Annotated in this window: 14 protein-coding genes and 1 other annotated feature; of the genes, 9 read left to right on the top strand and 5 right to left on the bottom strand. The window is 46.6% G+C overall.

Features of this window, described 5'->3' with window-relative positions; genetic code table 11:
- The first annotated feature begins 166 nt into the window (after window positions 1-166).
- From KNO99_RS11185 to aspS, 4 genes are all read left to right on the top strand, one after another.
- Entirely contained in the window at window positions 167-2,356 is a 2,190-nt protein-coding gene (locus tag KNO99_RS11185) for a RelA/SpoT family protein (protein WP_074035181.1), read from the top strand.
- Window positions 2,357-2,372: 16 nt separating this feature from the next.
- A complete protein-coding gene (gene dtd, locus KNO99_RS11180; RefSeq protein ID WP_031421442.1) occupies window positions 2,373-2,816 on the top strand; it encodes a D-aminoacyl-tRNA deacylase in 444 nt (147 codons plus the stop codon).
- A 38-nt stretch (window positions 2,817-2,854) separates the two neighbouring features.
- Window positions 2,855-3,089 (top strand) — a binding site (T-box leader).
- Between the two features lie 44 nt (window positions 3,090-3,133).
- Window positions 3,134-4,414: a histidine--tRNA ligase gene (hisS, locus tag KNO99_RS11175; RefSeq protein WP_251126098.1), complete on the top strand. Its 1,281-nt coding sequence runs from the start codon at window positions 3,134-3,136 to the stop codon at window positions 4,412-4,414.
- Complete coding sequence (gene aspS, locus KNO99_RS11170) at window positions 4,411-6,183, top strand: aspartate--tRNA ligase (protein WP_214748523.1); 1,773 nt, start codon at window positions 4,411-4,413, stop codon at window positions 6,181-6,183. Before hisS ends, aspS begins: the two co-directional genes overlap by 4 nt.
- Window positions 6,184-6,221: 38 nt before the next feature.
- Here aspS and KNO99_RS11165 read toward each other — a convergent pair whose 3' ends face one another.
- The 3 genes from KNO99_RS11165 to KNO99_RS11155 all read right to left on the bottom strand — a co-directional run bounded on the left by KNO99_RS11165 (window position 6,222) and on the right by KNO99_RS11155 (window position 7,964).
- A complete protein-coding gene (locus KNO99_RS11165) occupies window positions 6,222-7,073 on the bottom strand; it encodes an alpha/beta fold hydrolase (protein ID WP_214748520.1) in 852 nt (283 codons plus the stop codon).
- A gap of 361 nt (window positions 7,074-7,434) precedes the next feature.
- Window positions 7,435-7,641, bottom strand: a complete 207-nt coding sequence (locus KNO99_RS11160; RefSeq protein WP_214748515.1) for a hypothetical protein — start codon at window positions 7,639-7,641, stop codon at window positions 7,435-7,437.
- The gene (locus KNO99_RS11155) at window positions 7,614-7,964 is read right to left on the bottom strand and encodes an iron-sulfur cluster biosynthesis family protein (protein WP_214748512.1); all 351 of its coding nucleotides are present in this window, start codon (window positions 7,962-7,964) and stop codon (window positions 7,614-7,616) included. The genes KNO99_RS11160 and KNO99_RS11155 overlap by 28 nt, the downstream gene beginning before the upstream one ends.
- A gap of 120 nt (window positions 7,965-8,084) precedes the next feature.
- Here KNO99_RS11155 and KNO99_RS11150 point away from each other — a divergent pair, with 120 nt between their 5' ends.
- Window positions 8,085-9,797: an ABC transporter ATP-binding protein gene (locus tag KNO99_RS11150; protein WP_214748509.1), complete on the top strand. Its 1,713-nt coding sequence runs from the start codon at window positions 8,085-8,087 to the stop codon at window positions 9,795-9,797.
- Between the two features lie 100 nt (window positions 9,798-9,897).
- Window positions 9,898-10,932, top strand: coding sequence for an alcohol dehydrogenase family protein (locus KNO99_RS11145; RefSeq protein ID WP_214748506.1), 1,035 nt, complete (start codon window positions 9,898-9,900; stop codon window positions 10,930-10,932).
- A gap of 295 nt (window positions 10,933-11,227) precedes the next feature.
- On the opposite strand, the gene KNO99_RS11140 is transcribed toward KNO99_RS11145, so the two are convergent.
- The gene (locus tag KNO99_RS11140; protein WP_214748503.1) at window positions 11,228-11,860 is read right to left on the bottom strand and encodes an SDR family oxidoreductase; all 633 of its coding nucleotides are present in this window, start codon (window positions 11,858-11,860) and stop codon (window positions 11,228-11,230) included.
- 98 nt (window positions 11,861-11,958) lie between these two features.
- Between KNO99_RS11140 and KNO99_RS15505 the strand changes: the two genes are divergently transcribed.
- Both KNO99_RS15505 and KNO99_RS15500 read left to right on the top strand, forming a co-directional pair.
- Window positions 11,959-12,393 carry a low temperature requirement protein A gene (locus tag KNO99_RS15505; RefSeq protein ID WP_371743090.1) on the top strand — a complete coding sequence of 145 codons (435 nt, stop codon included), beginning with the start codon at window positions 11,959-11,961 and terminating at the stop codon, window positions 12,391-12,393.
- A gap of 95 nt (window positions 12,394-12,488) precedes the next feature.
- Complete coding sequence (locus KNO99_RS15500) at window positions 12,489-13,097, top strand: low temperature requirement protein A (protein WP_214748556.1); 609 nt, start codon at window positions 12,489-12,491, stop codon at window positions 13,095-13,097.
- 629 nt (window positions 13,098-13,726) lie between these two features.
- Here the strand turns inward: KNO99_RS15500 and KNO99_RS11125 are convergent.
- A complete protein-coding gene (locus KNO99_RS11125) occupies window positions 13,727-14,380 on the bottom strand; it encodes a DUF6198 family protein (protein WP_214748497.1) in 654 nt (217 codons plus the stop codon).
- Between the two features lie 335 nt (window positions 14,381-14,715).
- Between KNO99_RS11125 and KNO99_RS11120 the strand changes: the two genes are divergently transcribed.
- A complete protein-coding gene (locus KNO99_RS11120; RefSeq protein WP_214748494.1) occupies window positions 14,716-15,930 on the top strand; it encodes a DASH family cryptochrome in 1,215 nt (404 codons plus the stop codon).
- Window positions 15,931-16,004 lie beyond the last annotated feature (74 nt).

Genomic DNA, 16,004 nt, shown 5'->3' with positions numbered 1-16,004 from the left:
TCCCGTTTTTGAATAGTTTTTGAGGAAAATAACCTACAACCTTTGACAGGTCGTCAGATTTTTTCGATAATGGTTATAAAAATTAGAGAATCTTGAATATAAACTACTACCATGCTGCGACGAATCTGAGTCGATTGGAGCGGTAAGAAAAAGGGTGTCGAATGTTATGACCAAAAAACAAATCGTAAGTATTGAGGATCTTCTCGACGCGCTCGGGGAGTATATGGGTGACGACGATATAGCCGAAGTGAAACGCGCTTACGAATACGCAAAACTTCATCATACCGGTCAGTTCCGACGTTCGGGCGAGCCCTATATCCTCCATCCGGTCCAAGTGGCCGGTATTCTCGTTGATATCGGCTTAGATGCCACGACGATTATCGGAGCGCTCTTGCATGATGTTGTCGAAGATACGGATATTTCGTTACAACAATTGACGGACGACTTCGGTCCGGACGTGGCCATGCTCGTCGATGGCGTCACGAAACTTGGTAAGATCAAATACAAGTCGAAAAAAGAAGAACTCGCCGAGAACCATCGGAAGATGATTATCGCGATGGCGGAAGACGTGCGCGTCATCTTGATCAAACTCGCGGACCGTCTCCACAACATGCGGACACTTCAGCATATGCCGAAAGAAAAGCAGGTCCAAAAGGCCGAAGAAACGCTTGAAATCTTTGCCCCGCTCGCACACCGGATGGGGATCTCGACGATTAAGTGGGAGCTCGAGGATATTTCGTTACGTTATATCAACCCGCAGCAATACTACAAGATCGTCTCGATGATGAAACAGAAGCGAACGGAACGAGAAGCGCTCGTCACTTCTGTCATCACGGAAGTGAACGGAGTTCTTGAAGAAGTGCATATTGATGCCGACGTGAACGGCCGACCGAAACATATCTATTCCATCTACAATAAGATGGTGAAGCATAAAAAAGAATTCAATGAAATTTATGATTTGATGGCGGTCCGCATTATCGTCGACTCGATCCGCGATTGTTATGCGGTACTTGGGATCATCCACACGCAATACAAGCCGATGCCAGGACGCTTCAAAGATTATATCGCCATGCCGAAGCCGAACATGTACCAGTCGCTCCATACGACCGTGATCGGGCCGAAAGGTGAACCGCTTGAAGTCCAGATTCGGACGAAAGACATGCATTTCATCGCCGAGTTCGGGATCGCGGCACACTGGGCGTATAAAGAAGGGAAGAACGTCTCGACGAACGGATTCGATGAGAAGATTGCTCACCTTCGTGAGATTCTTGAGCTTCAAAAAGATACGACCGATGCCGAGGAATTCATGGAGTCGCTTAAAGTCGACTTCTTTAGCGATATGCTCTACGTCTTCACACCAAAAGGGGACGTATTCGAATTGCCGAAAGGCTCTGTCCCAATCGACTACGCCTACCGGATCCACACGGAAATCGGCCATCGCATGACAGGTGCGAAAGTGAACGGTCGGATGGTCCCGCTCGACTACAAACTCGAGACGGGTGACATCATTGAAATCATCACGTCGAAGCACAGTTATGGACCGAGTAAGGACTGGTTGAAACTCGCTGTTTCGAGTCAGGCGAAGAACAAGATTCGTCAATGGTTCAAACGTCAACAGCGTGAAGAGAACGTCGAGAAAGGGAAAGATCTCGTCGAGGCAGAAATCAAGAAGCTTGGTTTTGAACCGAAAGAAGTGATCGATGAGCCGGCACTCAGTATCGTCGTCGAGAAGTTCAACTTCGGAAACGAGGAAGAGATGTATGCCGCTGTCGGTTACCAAGGCATCACGGCCGCTCAAGTCGCACATAAATTGACGGAGAAGCAGCGGAAAGAGCCGAAACTCGAACTTTCTGAAGCGATCAGCGAACTAAAAGTCAGTCAGGCACCGAAGAAAAAAACGACGGAAGCGGGCGTAACGGTCAAAGGAATCGACAATATGCTCGTCCGTATGAGCCGTTGCTGTAACCCGGTCCCGGGAGATGAAATCGTCGGATATATCACCCGTGGACGCGGGGTCTCGATTCACCGGAAAGACTGCTTGAACATCGTCAATGAACAACATCCGGAGCGTCTTCTTGACGTCGAATGGGAAGTCGGACAAGCGAAAGAGAAGAACTATAACGTCGATATCGAAATCACGGGATATGATCGTTCAGGTCTCTTGAACGACGTCCTTCAAGCAGTATCGGCGACGAATACGAATATCGTGGCCGTCAGCGGTCGGGGCGACCAAAACAAACAAGCCCGCATCTCGATGACGATCTCGATTCCGAACGTGAATCACTTGCAGAAAGTCGTCGAGCGCATCAAACAAATCTCAGACGTGTATTCGGTCAGCCGAGTCATGATGACGTGACGAAAGGAAGAGGAACGTGCGTGTATTATTGCAACGAGTGAAAGAAGCATCGGTCACAGTCGAGGAAGAAGTCGTCGGGGCAATCAACGCCGGATACTTGCTTCTCGTCGGTGTGACACATGAAGATACTGAAGAAGAAGTGAACTGGCTCGCCGATAAGGTGACCGGACTTCGCGTCTTCGAGGACGATCAAGAAAAGATGAACTTATCGATTCAAGATGTGTCCGGTCAAATCTTGTCGGTCTCGCAATTCACATTGTATGGAGATACGATGAAAGGGCGGCGACCTGCTTTTACAAAGGCCGCAAAACCGGACATGGCCGAGACGCTCTATGAAAAATTCAATGAGCGACTCCGGTCAAACGGGCTCGTCGTCGAGACGGGACGCTTCGGTGCGATGATGGACGTCGCACTCGTCAATGACGGACCGGTCACACTCATGCTCGAAAAAAACGCTTGACAGATGCCGGCTTGATTCGGCATCATGAAGCATATAGTCAAACACCTATGATAAAGAAGAGTACGGTCAACCCACCAGCAAAGAGAGCGATGCCTTGGCTGAAAGCATCGACTGGATGATGACCCGAACGACACTTTGGAGGTGCTCCCTTGAAAATAAGTAGGGGGAGCCGTCTCATCGGGCGTTAACCGATTTCGAGTGGCAGAGTTTCAAGTAATGGCTCTGCAACGAGGGTGGTACCACGGGAAACTTACACAGGCTCTCGTCCCTTTGCGGACGAGGGCCTTTTTGTATTTTTTAAGGAGGGAAATGTGATGATGAAAGCACCACGCGGTACACAAGACCTGCTTCCGGGCACGGTCGAGACGTGGCAATATGTCGAGGAAAAACTTCGCGACATGAGCGCCCGTTACAACTATAAAGAGATCCGCACACCAATCTTTGAAACAACGAACCTGTTCACACGCAGTGTCGGGGAAACGACGGACATCGTACAAAAAGAGATGTTCACGCTCGTGAAGAAAGGGAAAGACGAGTACACACTTCGCCCAGAAGGAACGGCATCTGTCGTCCGTGCGTTCGTGACGAACAAACTGTTCGGAAATCCGGACCAACCGACGAAGCTCTACTACATGGGACCGATGTTCCGCTATGAGCGTCCGCAAAAAGGCCGCTTCCGTCAGCTTCACCAATACGGTGTCGAAGCGATCGGAAGTAGCGATCCGGCCGTTGACGCTGAAGTCATCAGCCTCGCCTACTCGATCTATAAGTCGTTTGGGCTTCAGAAAATCAAAGTCGTCGTCAACTCGCTTGGGGACGCGGAAAGCCGCAACGCCCACCGCGATGCGCTCATCCGTCACTTCGAGCCGGTGGCAGACGAACTTTGCCAAGACTGCCAGTCACGTCTTTACAAGAACCCGCTTCGCATCTTGGATTGTAAGGTTGACCGCGATCACCCATCGATGAAGACAGCACCGTCGATCCTTGAGTATTTGAACGAAGAATCGAAAGCCTACTTCGACCAAGTGCTCGCACAACTCGATGCACTCGGCGTCGCCTACGAAGTCGATCCGACACTCGTTCGTGGACTCGATTACTATACGCACACAGCGTTTGAAATCATGTCCGAGGCAGAAGGGTTCGGAGCCATCACGACACTTTGTGGCGGTGGACGCTATAACGGTCTCGTACAAGATATCGGTGGACCGGATATGCCGGGAATCGGTTTCGGGATCGGGTTGGAGCGCCTCATCCTCGCATTGGAGAATGAAGGAGTCTTACCTGAACTCGAAACAGGTCTTGATGTCTTTATCGTCGCGCAAGGCGAGAAAGAAGTCGAATTGACTGCGACACGCCTCTTGCAACTCCTCCGCATGGAAGGTTTCAAGGCAGACCGTGATTACCAAGGACGCAAGTTCAAAGGACAATTTAAGCAGGCAGACCGCCTGAAAGCCAAGTTCACAGTCATCTTAGGGGATGATGAAGTCGAGCGCGGGGCAGCCGCCTTGAAAGATATGACGACTGGTGAACAAGTCGATGTGCCACTCTCGGCCGTCGCAGACAAAATTCGTGAATTATCGGAAGGAGCAGGACAATGATCGGACGCACACATATGAACGGCCGCGTGACAGAGTCACTCATCGGCCAAGAAGTACAATTAAAAGGATGGGTACAAAAACGTCGTGACCTCGGGGGACTCATCTTCATCGACCTTCGTGACCGCACAGGAATCGTCCAAGTCGTCGTACGCCCGGAAAACGAAGCAGTCCACCAACTCGCGGAAACGATTCGTAGCGAGTATGTCCTCGACGTGAAAGGAACGGTTCTCGAACGTGAGAACAAGAACCCGAACATGCCGACAGGAAACATCGAAGTCATCGCGTCTGAGATCAACATCTTGAACGCGGCGAAGATGACACCAATCCCGATCGGTGATGAAGCGGAAAACGTCTCAGAAGACCTTCGCCTCAAATACCGTTACCTCGACCTTCGTCGTCCAGCGCTTCAAGAGACGTTCCGTCTCCGCTCGAAGACGTCGAACACGATTCGTAACTTCTTGACGGAGCAAGAGTTCCTCGAAGTCGAAACGCCGATTTTGACGAAGTCGACACCTGAAGGCGCACGTGACTATCTCGTACCGAGCCGTGTCCACAGTGGAGAGTTCTATGCACTCCCGCAATCACCACAGCTCTTCAAACAGCTGCTCATGGTCGCAGGATTTGACCGTTACTTCCAAATCGCACGCTGCTTCCGTGACGAAGACCTTCGTGCAGACCGTCAACCTGAGTTCACGCAAGTCGACATCGAGACGAGCTTCATGGACATCGAAGACTTGATGGCGATGATGGAATCAATGATGGGACAAGTTATGGAATCGACGCTCGGTCGTACGGACACACCAGCGAAGTTCGAACGTATGACACACGAAGAAGCGATGCGCCGTTTCGGTTCGGACAAACCTGACACTCGTTTCGGGCTTGAACTCATCGACGTGGCTGATGCGGTGAAAGGTGCCGGCTTCAAAGTATTTGACGCCGCACTCGAATCAAACGGACAAGTCAAAGCAATCAATGTCAAAGGTGAGGCGGACAACTTCTCACGTAAAGACATCGATAAGCTTCAAGAATTCACAGCGGTTTACGGTGCGAAAGGTCTCGCATGGCTCAAAGTGACAGCGGAAGGCTTGAACGGTCCGATTGCGAAGTTCTTCGACGAAACGTACGCACAGAAGTTGATCGAAGCGACGAATGCAGAAGCAGGAGACCTTCTCCTCTTCGTCGCATCGAAACCAACTGTCGTCGCAGACAGCCTTGGCGCACTCCGCGTCAAACTCGGACACGACCTCGGTCTCATCGACGAGTCGAAATTCAACTTCCTATGGGTGACAGACTTCCCACTCGTGACGTTTGAAGAAGAAGACGGTCGCTTCTATGCGAACCACCACCCGTTCACGATGCCAAACCGTGAAGACCTTCACCTTCTCGAGACAGACCCGGCAAGCGTACGCGCCATCGCCTATGACCTCGTCTTGAACGGTTACGAGCTCGGTGGTGGTTCACAGCGTATTTACGAGCGTGACATCCAGGAGCGCATGTTCAAATTGCTCGGCTTCACGCAAGAAGAAGCAGTTGAACAGTTCGGCTTCTTACTCGAAGCGTTCGAATACGGTACACCACCACACGCGGGAATCGCACTCGGTCTCGACCGTCTCGTCATGATTCTTGCGGGTCGTTCGAACCTTCGCGACACGATCGCCTTCCCGAAAACGGCTTCGGCAAGCGACTTGCTCACGCAAGCACCGAGCCCGGTCGCGGACGCACAACTTGAAGAGTTGTCGATTCGTACGGCAGTAAAAGAGAAGAAATAAGTATTCAAAAGGAGATTCGCCGCGGCGAATCTCCTTTTTTACAAGGAAACAGATGTGATCCAGTTTTCTTTAACTTCTTGAACGACTCGGTCTGGGTTGTCCCAATGAAGCATGTGCGAAGTAGATGGAACGGCCTTTATAAGGGCACCAGTCAATTTGGCTAACTGATTTGACGCATCGACTTTAAACGGCTCATCTTCTGCTGGAAGTGTTGCCCGCAATAGAGTAATTAAGTTTGTTTGGACACGGGGCAAAAACTCTAAAATTTCGTCACGATACATCGATTTGATAATCGCTGCACCAGTTCTTCCTCTAGCGTGCCAATAGTAGCGGTTATCTTTATGTAGAGCTAGGTCTTGAGCGGCCAAGTTTAAAAGCGATGAACGTCTTGAAATACCATCGTATACCGCAATCGTCTCAAATTCATTCCATGACTCACAATATCCTTCGAAGTCCTTTTCATAAAATGCAGCTTCGCTTTCAGGAGAATCTCCACGCAGTCGCTTACTTTGATAGCCACCATCAATCAAAATCGAACCGTCGACACGTGTGCCATATTCAATCAAATAGTAAAGGTGAATGAACGATCCCCAAGAATGAGAAAGGAAATAAAAACGATTCACATTGAGCATATCGAGTAATTCATTCAGCCACTCACAGAATTGTGGGAAATCGTATGTATGGTCATCTTGAAAAGATTGGGACATACCATGGCCCGGTGCGTCAATTGCGAGGAGAAAATAATCATCTTTTAGTTTGTCTGCGACTTCGATGAAACTGAGAGCGGTACTTCCGAGACCGTGCAAACAAAAGATGACGGGTTTATCGCGTTTGCCCCATTCAGTAACACGGACGTCGATGTTTTGACAATGAATCATGTAGCGTTTCAATTTCAAATCCTCCTTAAGCCTATAGAAAAGAAGGGTCGAACGAACGGTACGACACCTTCTCATCATTGTTGATTAAACTAATTACCTATCATTTTTATAACTCGTATCAGATTTCGATTTACTCGATTCTATAACGACCGCTATGAAAAGAAAGACAGCAAGACCAAAACCGATATACGTAAAGTTTATGAAAAAAGAGGATAAATTTTCTTGAAAGCGGATGCTAAACCATACCCAAAGTCCAGTAATGAATACACCCCAGATTGCGGTGGGATAGTTAAGAAACTTCTTTTTGAACCACATGATACAACCTCCTTTTCAAAATTGTACCACACGGAATTAATATAAATACCTTATATCCCTATTTTTCCATTTCTTTACCTGTTTGTTGCAACGCAAAACCAAACGCAAACAGCGAGGCGATGACGGCGGACATCGTATAGACTGAATCGATGAACGCTAAATAAATCCCAAGCAGTCCAAGCCCGAAACTCACGAAAAAGAGAATGAGGAGTTTCGGATGTTGTTTCAGCGTCTGTTTCATCGGCTCGGGACGTTCAACTGACAACCCGTGCCGTCCGTGACGAGAAGGTTCGAATTGAATACTTGTCCGTCACTTTTCAAGACGAGCGTACGACGGTCTTCAAGGAAGTCGATTTTCATCTGTTCGTCTAAAAACACTTTCGTCCAGTTTTTGATTAAGATCGGACCAAGGTTCGATTCGATTTCGACGTCTTCTGGGGTCTTCTCCGTGACGTATCGAATTTCGAAAATCCCGCTATTTCCACAGCCGCAACCTTCCGTCTCATAGAAAAGGTGCATCTGTCCCTCACGTTCGCCTTTCAATGACTCGATTCGTTCGAGGGCACGTTCTGTAATGTGTACATGCATGTGTCTCACTCCTTACTTTCATTATACGCCGATTGAAAAAAGAATGAAAAAGGGATGCATCCTGTTTTCCACCTTTCGGAAAAAAGCGTACACTTAGAGTGTTGAGAAGGGGGAAAGAGAATGATTTCACGTTTTTTTAATTATTATCGACCACATAAAAAGCTATTTATCCTCGATTTTTCATTCGCAATTCTCGTCGGGTTGCTTGAACTCGGGTTTCCGCTCGCCGTTCAATGGTTCATCGACGACTTGTTGCCGGGTGGGGAATGGAACTGGATTATCATCGTCAGCATCGGTCTGTTGATTCTATACATATTGGCCATGATGATGCAGTATGTCGTCAACTACTGGGGACACAAGCTCGGGATCAACATCGAGACGGACATGCGGGAAGAGTTGTTCACGCATATCCATAAACAGTCGTTCCGCTTCTTTGATAATCATAAGACCGGACATTTGATGAGCCGGGTGACGAACGACTTGTTCGACATCGGGGAAGTGGCGCACCACGGACCGGAAGACTTCTTTATCGCCATCATGACGTTACTAGGTGCGTTCGGGATCATGTTCTCGATCGACCCGGAACTCGCACTCGTCACCGTTGTCGCGGTACCGTTCCTGATCATCATGATCACGTATGCGAATAAGAATATGAACAAGGCGTGGCAAAAGATGTACACGAACATCGGGGAAGTGAACGCACGTGTCGAGGACAGTGTGTCCGGGGCACGTGTCGTCCAGTCGTTTACGAACGAGGCATTCGAGATCGGACGTTTCCAAAAAGACAACAACTTCTATCGCGGCTCGAAGATTGAGGCATATCGCGTCATGAGTACGTCGCTCGCAGGCATTTACATCACGACGCGTCTGATGACGTTGCTCGTCCTCGTCTACGGGGCGTACTTAACGTACGAAGGACAATTATCGTACGGACAACTCGTCGGGTTCATCTTATACATGAACTTACTCATTAAGCCGATTGAAAAGATCACGGCGCTTCTCGAGATGTATCCGAAAGGGATGGCCGGGTTCAAGCGATTCACGCAGTTGCTCGATGAAGAGCCAGACATCGAGAACCGTGCGAATGCGATCGAAGTCGAGACGTTGAAGGGCGATATCGTCTTTGACGACGTCTCGTTTGGCTACTCGGACTACCGCCAAGTGTTGACGGATATTGACTTGTCGATCAAGGCAGGAACAACCGTCGCATTAGTTGGGACGAGCGGAGCGGGGAAAACGACCATCTGTTCACTCATCCCTCGCTTTTATGATGTGACGAATGGTGCCATCTCGATTGACGGCATGGATATCCGCGACATGACGAAAGAGAGCTTACGTCGTCAAATTGGAATCGTGCAACAGGACGTCTTCTTGTTTGCCGGTACGCTACGTGAGAATATCGCTTACGGAAAGCTCGATGCGACCGATGCGGACATCATGCATGCGGTCGAGAAAGCGCATCTTGGGACGCTCGTCGAGGAACTCGAGCACGGTCTCGACACACAGATTGGTGAACGGGGACTGAAGCTCTCGGGTGGTCAGAAACAACGGATCGCCATTGCGCGCATGTTCTTGAAAAATCCGCCGATTTTGATTTTGGATGAGGCGACCTCGGCGCTCGACACGGAAACTGAAGCGATCATTCAAGATTCACTCAATGAATTGGCGGCGAATCGAACGACGCTCATCATCGCCCACCGTTTAGCGACAGTAAAAAATGCCGATCGCATTCTTGTCGTGACGGCAGAAGGAATCGTAGAAGATGGGACGCATGAAGAGCTTAGCCAAAAAGGCGGCGTCTTCACGAACCTATTACAACGTCAACAGCTTTAAACGGGAGGTCACCTTTTAAAAGGTGGCCTTTCTGGCGTGATATGGGTAGTTCGTGGGTAAATACATATGGATGAGCGAAAGAGAAGGAGGAAGATACACCATGAAAGCTGTACAAGTCGTAGGATATGGAGATGTCGATCAACTTCAAGTGGTTGATATCCCAAAACCATCACCGAAAGCTGGAGAAGTGCTGATCAAGGTACGTGCCTGTGCGATTAACAATACAGAAATATGGATGAGAGAAGGGGCTTACGGAACTGGTGAGAAGTCAGGTTGGCGTCCGGAAGGCGTCCAGTTCCCGCGTATTCCAGGATCGGATATCACAGGAGAAATCGTCGAGCTCGGGGACGGGGTCGACCAAGGGATGATGGGACGCCACGTCGTCTTGTTCCCATTCACCTCGAGCGGTCCTGAACGAAAAGAACATTTGTCGGACGATATGTCCTTCATCGGGTCGGAATATGACGGAGGTTACGCAGAATACGTAGCCTGGCCGGCTGACCTTTGTTTTGATATGCCACTTGATGATTTTGTCGAGAGTGCGGTCTTTTCTGTGAGCGGACTCACGGCATGGCATATGAACGAGCAGTTACACATCCGTTCCGGTGAAACGATTGTCGTCACAGGCGCGAGCGGTGGGGTCGGCTCACTCAACGTTCAAATTGCCGCGAACGTTTTTGGTGCAAAGGTGTTCGCCATCGTCGGTGATTTGAAGAATGAGAAAGAGTTAAAGGCGTTCGGGGCAACAGAAGTGTTTTCTTATCGTTCTGAGACGCTCGCCGAGGACATCATCGCTGCGAACGGTGGTCCGGTCGATGCCGTGCTTGATGTTGTCGGGGATGCGTTGTTTGATGTGTCTCTTCAAGTATTGAAGAAGGGTGGGAAGTTCTGTATATCCGGTTCTGCCGGTGGGCAGACGACCCATCTCGATTTCCGGACACTCTACTTGAAGCATATCGCCATGTACGGGTCTGTACTCGGGACACGTCATGAGTTCGCAGAAATGTTGCGGTCGATTGCAGAAGGGAAGCTCAAACCGGTCATCGATCGGACGTTCCCGCTCGAAGAGGCGCGTGAGGCACAAACGTATTTCAAACAATCCGGTAAGTTCGGAAAGGTTGTATTGTTGCTTTAAACAACTGTCTGCGTTTTGCATAAATTTCTCCCTGCAAATGTAGATAGGGCAAATAATCAAAGTCGACCTAAGCGGTTTGAGATCTTTATTCGACAGAGCTCAAACCGTTTAGTCGAATTTGTTAACTCGCCATGGCGAGTATCCATCCCTGAAGGACAGACTATTGACTGAGTTGATATTGTATCGATCAAATATCGACTTCTTGTATATAAAATAATTTAGAGTAGTTTTCAAATCAAAAAATTGTACTGGACATGTTAGACTATTGTCATGGAAAGGTAACTTAAATTATTTTTCAATAAAAAGCAGGTTTTTCTCCATCCGTATTTGGTTTATTTACTCCAATATTTTCACGGACATACAAGGAAGGATCTCGGCAAATGGAATTGACCAATGCCGCCACGCTCTTTCTTGATACTTCAGTTCCCTTGAAGTCTTCCCCTTTAAGCGTAACCTCGTAATCTACCTCGTCATAATCAGTGAGCCATGCTGGACGAATTAAGGTATACAATAGATCACTGGCTTCGATAATGTCAGATGCCTCACGAAATGATGGGAGATATTCACCTATCATTTCATTATTCCATTTTCCGAATTTACCTGGAACTTCGTCAAAAATACCTAATGAAACAATGAAAATTAAGCGTTTAACGTTAACTTCCTCCATCGCCCTCACTATTTTTTCAGCGAACTTCCCCATATCTCCTGACAAATTAGCATAGACAATATCTTGAGCAGACAAGGCATTTTTTAAGTCGCTAGAATTCAATACATCGCCTTCTATCCATCTAACGTTTTGATTTATTCCTATTTCTGTGTTCTTATTTCTTGAGAACAATGTTAATTGGACTTCAGACGACTCAAGTAAAAGCGGGATAGCCTTTTTAGCAATTCGCCCATTCGCTCCCAGCACTAGAATGTTTGTCATAGTATACCTCCTCAAGTTCGATTAGTAGATATTATTAATATTTTTTGGGCATTTAAGAAACATATACCCGTTTCAAGTAAAATAAATTAAATGAAGAGGTGAAATGTATAATAAAGAGACTTTACGAGAGTGAAGGCAGGCATGCGTCTTGGTTGGAACTATTTTTCGACCTGATTTTTGTAGTGTTTTTGGGTGAGCTAATTCATAGTTTTGGTCATACACATCACAATCACTTAGACGGAGCATTCTTCTGGAAATTTCCTTTTCTCTTCTTAGCGATTTGGTGGCTTTGGATGCAACATACTATTTATTCTAATCGTTTCGACAACGATGGTAGAATACATCGTGTTTTGACTCTAGGAGTTATGCTATTGATTATCATTATGAATGGCGTCGTAAGTCGTGGACTCGAAAAAAACTTTGTTTTTTTCACAATTTTATTCATCAGTATTCAAGCGATTTATTTAGTAATGTATATGAGAGTAGATAATCAGGATAAAAGTGACTCATTATTTATAAAAAAAATCAAATAAAAATCATTTCTTCAGGTATAGTGCTCTTTATTATTGCCGCATTTATACCACAGCCCTTTAATTTCGTCTTATTTCTCGTAGGAATGTTTATTTAAATTTTAGTTCCTGTCTTTTTACTAAAATCTTCCGCTATCAAAAACATTGATCGTGAACATTTTATTGAACGACTTGGTCTTTTAGTCATCATTTTACTCGGTGAATCAATCATTTCAATTTCTTACTCTTTACGAGAAATTGATTTTTCCCAAGCTGTTATATCCAATGCATTTGTCGGCTTTTTACTGATTGGAGCAGTATGGTGGATCTACTTTGACTCTCTACCCCTGCTACAAGAAAGTCATAATGATCCAAAAGGATATGTATTAATTCTCACTCATGTTTTTGTTTGTATCGGTTTTGGCATTGTTGCGAATACTATCTCTCATGCCATACTGAACAACCTAATTACCAGTGAATTCAGAATCTTACTGCTCATAGGGCTCTTGTTGTTATACTTCGGTAAACAAACCCCATATTTTTTCACTGTTCTAGAGTATAGAAGGTATATTTTATTAAATAGTGTCTCTGTTTTTGCAATATACTCATTATCGTTCTTCACTGAAAGTAAATTCCTCATCCTTTCTTTAACAACACTTCCCCTGTTCCTTTATATAGCACTGAATTATCGTGCTCAGCGTCAATTGTACGGTAAAGTATATTTATAATTTTTTCTACTAGTGCCAGTCGCAAAATATATCGATTTCTTTAGAGCCATACGCTTAAGTACAGTCCGTATTTCAGATTGTCTTAAAGCGTATGTTTTTTTAGGCGAGAATTAGAAATCCACCTTCGATTGAATATAAACACATAAGTGGAAATAATAACCAAAAAATTATCGATTTCCCCTCTTATTGGAGATTGAGTAGGGTTCTATTATCTTATCATTATGAAGATTATCGTCTCGGTAAGCGAAATGGAAAACTTGAATTTACTAGAGAGACATCTGTCTCCTCTTTGACAAGATGAAAGATTGCTTCCGGACCACTGATTTTTTGAAAATTCTCAATTGAGACTATTGTGGGCTTAGATGGGGAAATATAATATTTGCCAAAGTTTCAGAACTATAGAGGAATTCATTTGGATGTAGAGATTTACCCGTCGTTCTACATTTAAAATTTTTCAAAAGCGTTTAGACTGCTTGAACAGATTATTAATTGTCATTCTGTGCTTGGAGGGAGCAGTTCACACTTTAAAAATGTTGTATTAATGTAAAAAACAACCTCCAAATAGATAATCAAGATTGTTACCTTACCTATCTACCTATCGGGGAACATATAAGTATTAATTCTCTTTTTTATGCAAATTTGACTTTCAGGCGATCGACGTAGGCGATGAACAGACGGAAGCGTTCCAACCAGAACTGGAAGAACGGACCGATGAGGAAAATCGACAGGACGGTACCGAAGAAAAGTGGTCCACCGAGTGCCCAACCGATGAGACAGGCGATCAGCTCCATCCAAGTCCGCATGGAACGGACGGACGTTTGAAAACGGTCTGCTAATGCGAGTGTTAGTCCATCTCGTGGACCAGCTCCATATCCGACGGCGACGTACAAACCGGCTCCCATCCCCATCACGAATATCCCGAACGTGAGCCAAACGACATTTACAAATAAGCCATCGAATGCCGGGAGCCATTGCTCGTTCAAAATCAGGTTCATAAATACCCCGACAAACACCGCGTTGACGAGCGTGCCGAATTGAGGGCGGATTCGGTCGAGTATGTATTTGAATAGGACGAGTAGAAGTCCCACGCATAAAATCACCGTCCCGATTGAAATCGGAAGGTGATGGGCAATCCCGATATGGAGGACGTCCCAGGTGGAGACACCGAGATTTGCCGTGATCATGATAGATGACCCGAGTGCGAGCAAGAACAACCCAGTCATGAAGAGACCCCATTTGAAAAGAATACGTAAAAAGTGGATAGATCGAACGTGCACGAACATCGCCTCGTTTCCATGAAATGATTGATTTATCTTAGCACATTCGATTTGAAAACATGAAAAAACGCCTCAGCTTGTTGGCTGAGACGCTGGATTCATTTCTTCGGTGATTTCTTTGCTTTGTTCTTTTTATAGTAATCGTAGACGAACGGTGCGACCGCCGTCGCGATTTTGATCAATGTTCCCATTTTGCCTTTCTTAGCCATTATGCTGCACCCCTTTCTCTTCTAGAACAATATATTCCACACAAATTGATTTTAAAAACATATCTCTAGCACATTCTATTCTTATGAACTGCATATAAACCCATCATACTAAGGAGTGGAGGAGGTCTATTCATGAAAACAATCATTTGGTATCAAAACGATTTACGTGTCGATGATCATTTGCCCCTCGAGGAAGCATTGCGTCATGATGAACCGATTGAAGGTCATTATTTTATCAGTCCAAAACAACTTGTCGAAAATCGTTATGGCGTCCTTCCGCTCGGGAGCGAACGACTCCATTTCTTGAAAGAATCGTTAGAGGATGTGGCCGGTTCATTGGATGCGCTCGGGATCCCGTTTTTTGTCCATGTCGGACATCCGCTCGAAACGCTCGACCCGACCGACCGTCTCTTGTTTCAACGGGCCATCGGGTACAATGAGCGTCGGCGTGAAGAGGAGGTAATGAAAAAGTGGAAGGGGGAGTACAAAACGTTTGAAGGCTTCACATTGTTTGATGAAGAAGACATCCCGTTCGAGAAGATGCCGTTTCTCTTCACAGAGTTCCGAAAAAAGGTCGAATATGATGTCCGTCCTCGTGAACTAATTTCCCGAAAGGCGACGGCTGCCACGCGCGAGGTGACGTTCCCGTTTCCGGTTCAAGAAGTCGAGCAAGACCCAAGGACGGCATTTCCGTTTAAAGGTGGCGAACTGGCTGCGAAGCGTCGGTTGAATGACTATTTGTCCGTACCGATTCGAACATATAAAGAGACGAGGAATGGGTTTGGAGTCGATGACTCGACGAAGCTGTCTGCGTATTTGACGAACGGGTCATTATCGCCACGGAGAGTGTTCTTTGAACTTGAAGCGCATGAACGAACGCATGGAGTGAACGAATCGACCTATTGGCTCTACTTTGAACTCTTGTGGCGTGAATTTTTCCAATGGGTTGCGCTCGAACAAGGGAAAAAATTATTTCGGTCACAAGGAATCCGCTCGAAACGAAAAGACTGGCGCGTCGACACGGACGTCATTGGAAAATGGCGACGGGGAGAGACGGGTGTCGATTTCGTTGATGCGTTCATGCGTGAACTGAATGCGACGGGATGGATGTCCAATCGGGGACGACAAATCGTGGCCAATTATTTCGCCAAAGAGTTAGAGCAAGACTGGCGTTATGGGGCTGCCTACTTTGAATCGAAACTGATCGATTACGACGTGGCGAGCAATTGGGGGAATTGGGCGTACCAGGCGGGTGTCGGAAACGACTCACGAAATCGACGTTTCAACATCGAGCGTCAACAGTTCACGTACGATCCAGATGGTGCGTTTCGTAACAAATGGTTGTGACCAAACTGTCACGAGAAGTCGGTGTTTCTCATTGACTTCTTTTTACAGAAGCGCTATAGTTAAATCAACAGATG

Source organism: Exiguobacterium sp. s189, assembly GCF_018617615.1.
Lineage (GTDB): Bacteria > Bacillota > Bacilli > Exiguobacteriales > Exiguobacteriaceae > Exiguobacterium > Exiguobacterium aestuarii_A.
This window is presented reverse-complemented; position numbering and strand designations above follow the sequence as displayed.

Bases quoted from the DNA above. Each gene is read 5' to 3' on its own strand.
- KNO99_RS11155 (WP_214748512.1), bottom strand. From the start codon at position 7,964: ATGCATGTACACATTACAGAACGTGCCCTCGAACGAATCGAGTCATTG.
- aspS (WP_214748523.1), top strand. From the start codon at position 4,411: ATGATCGGACGCACACATATGAACGGCCGCGTGACAGAGTCACTCATC.
- KNO99_RS11125 (WP_214748497.1), bottom strand. From the start codon at position 14,380: ATGTTCGTGCACGTTCGATCTATCCACTTTTTACGTATTCTTTTCAAA.
- KNO99_RS11185 (WP_074035181.1), top strand. From the start codon at position 167: ATGACCAAAAAACAAATCGTAAGTATTGAGGATCTTCTCGACGCGCTC.
- KNO99_RS11150 (WP_214748509.1), top strand. From the start codon at position 8,085: ATGATTTCACGTTTTTTTAATTATTATCGACCACATAAAAAGCTATTT.
- KNO99_RS11140 (WP_214748503.1), bottom strand. From the start codon at position 11,860: ATGACAAACATTCTAGTGCTGGGAGCGAATGGGCGAATTGCTAAAAAG.
- KNO99_RS11120 (WP_214748494.1), top strand. From the start codon at position 14,716: ATGAAAACAATCATTTGGTATCAAAACGATTTACGTGTCGATGATCAT.
- KNO99_RS11145 (WP_214748506.1), top strand. From the start codon at position 9,898: ATGAAAGCTGTACAAGTCGTAGGATATGGAGATGTCGATCAACTTCAA.
- hisS (WP_251126098.1), top strand. From the start codon at position 3,134: ATGAAAGCACCACGCGGTACACAAGACCTGCTTCCGGGCACGGTCGAG.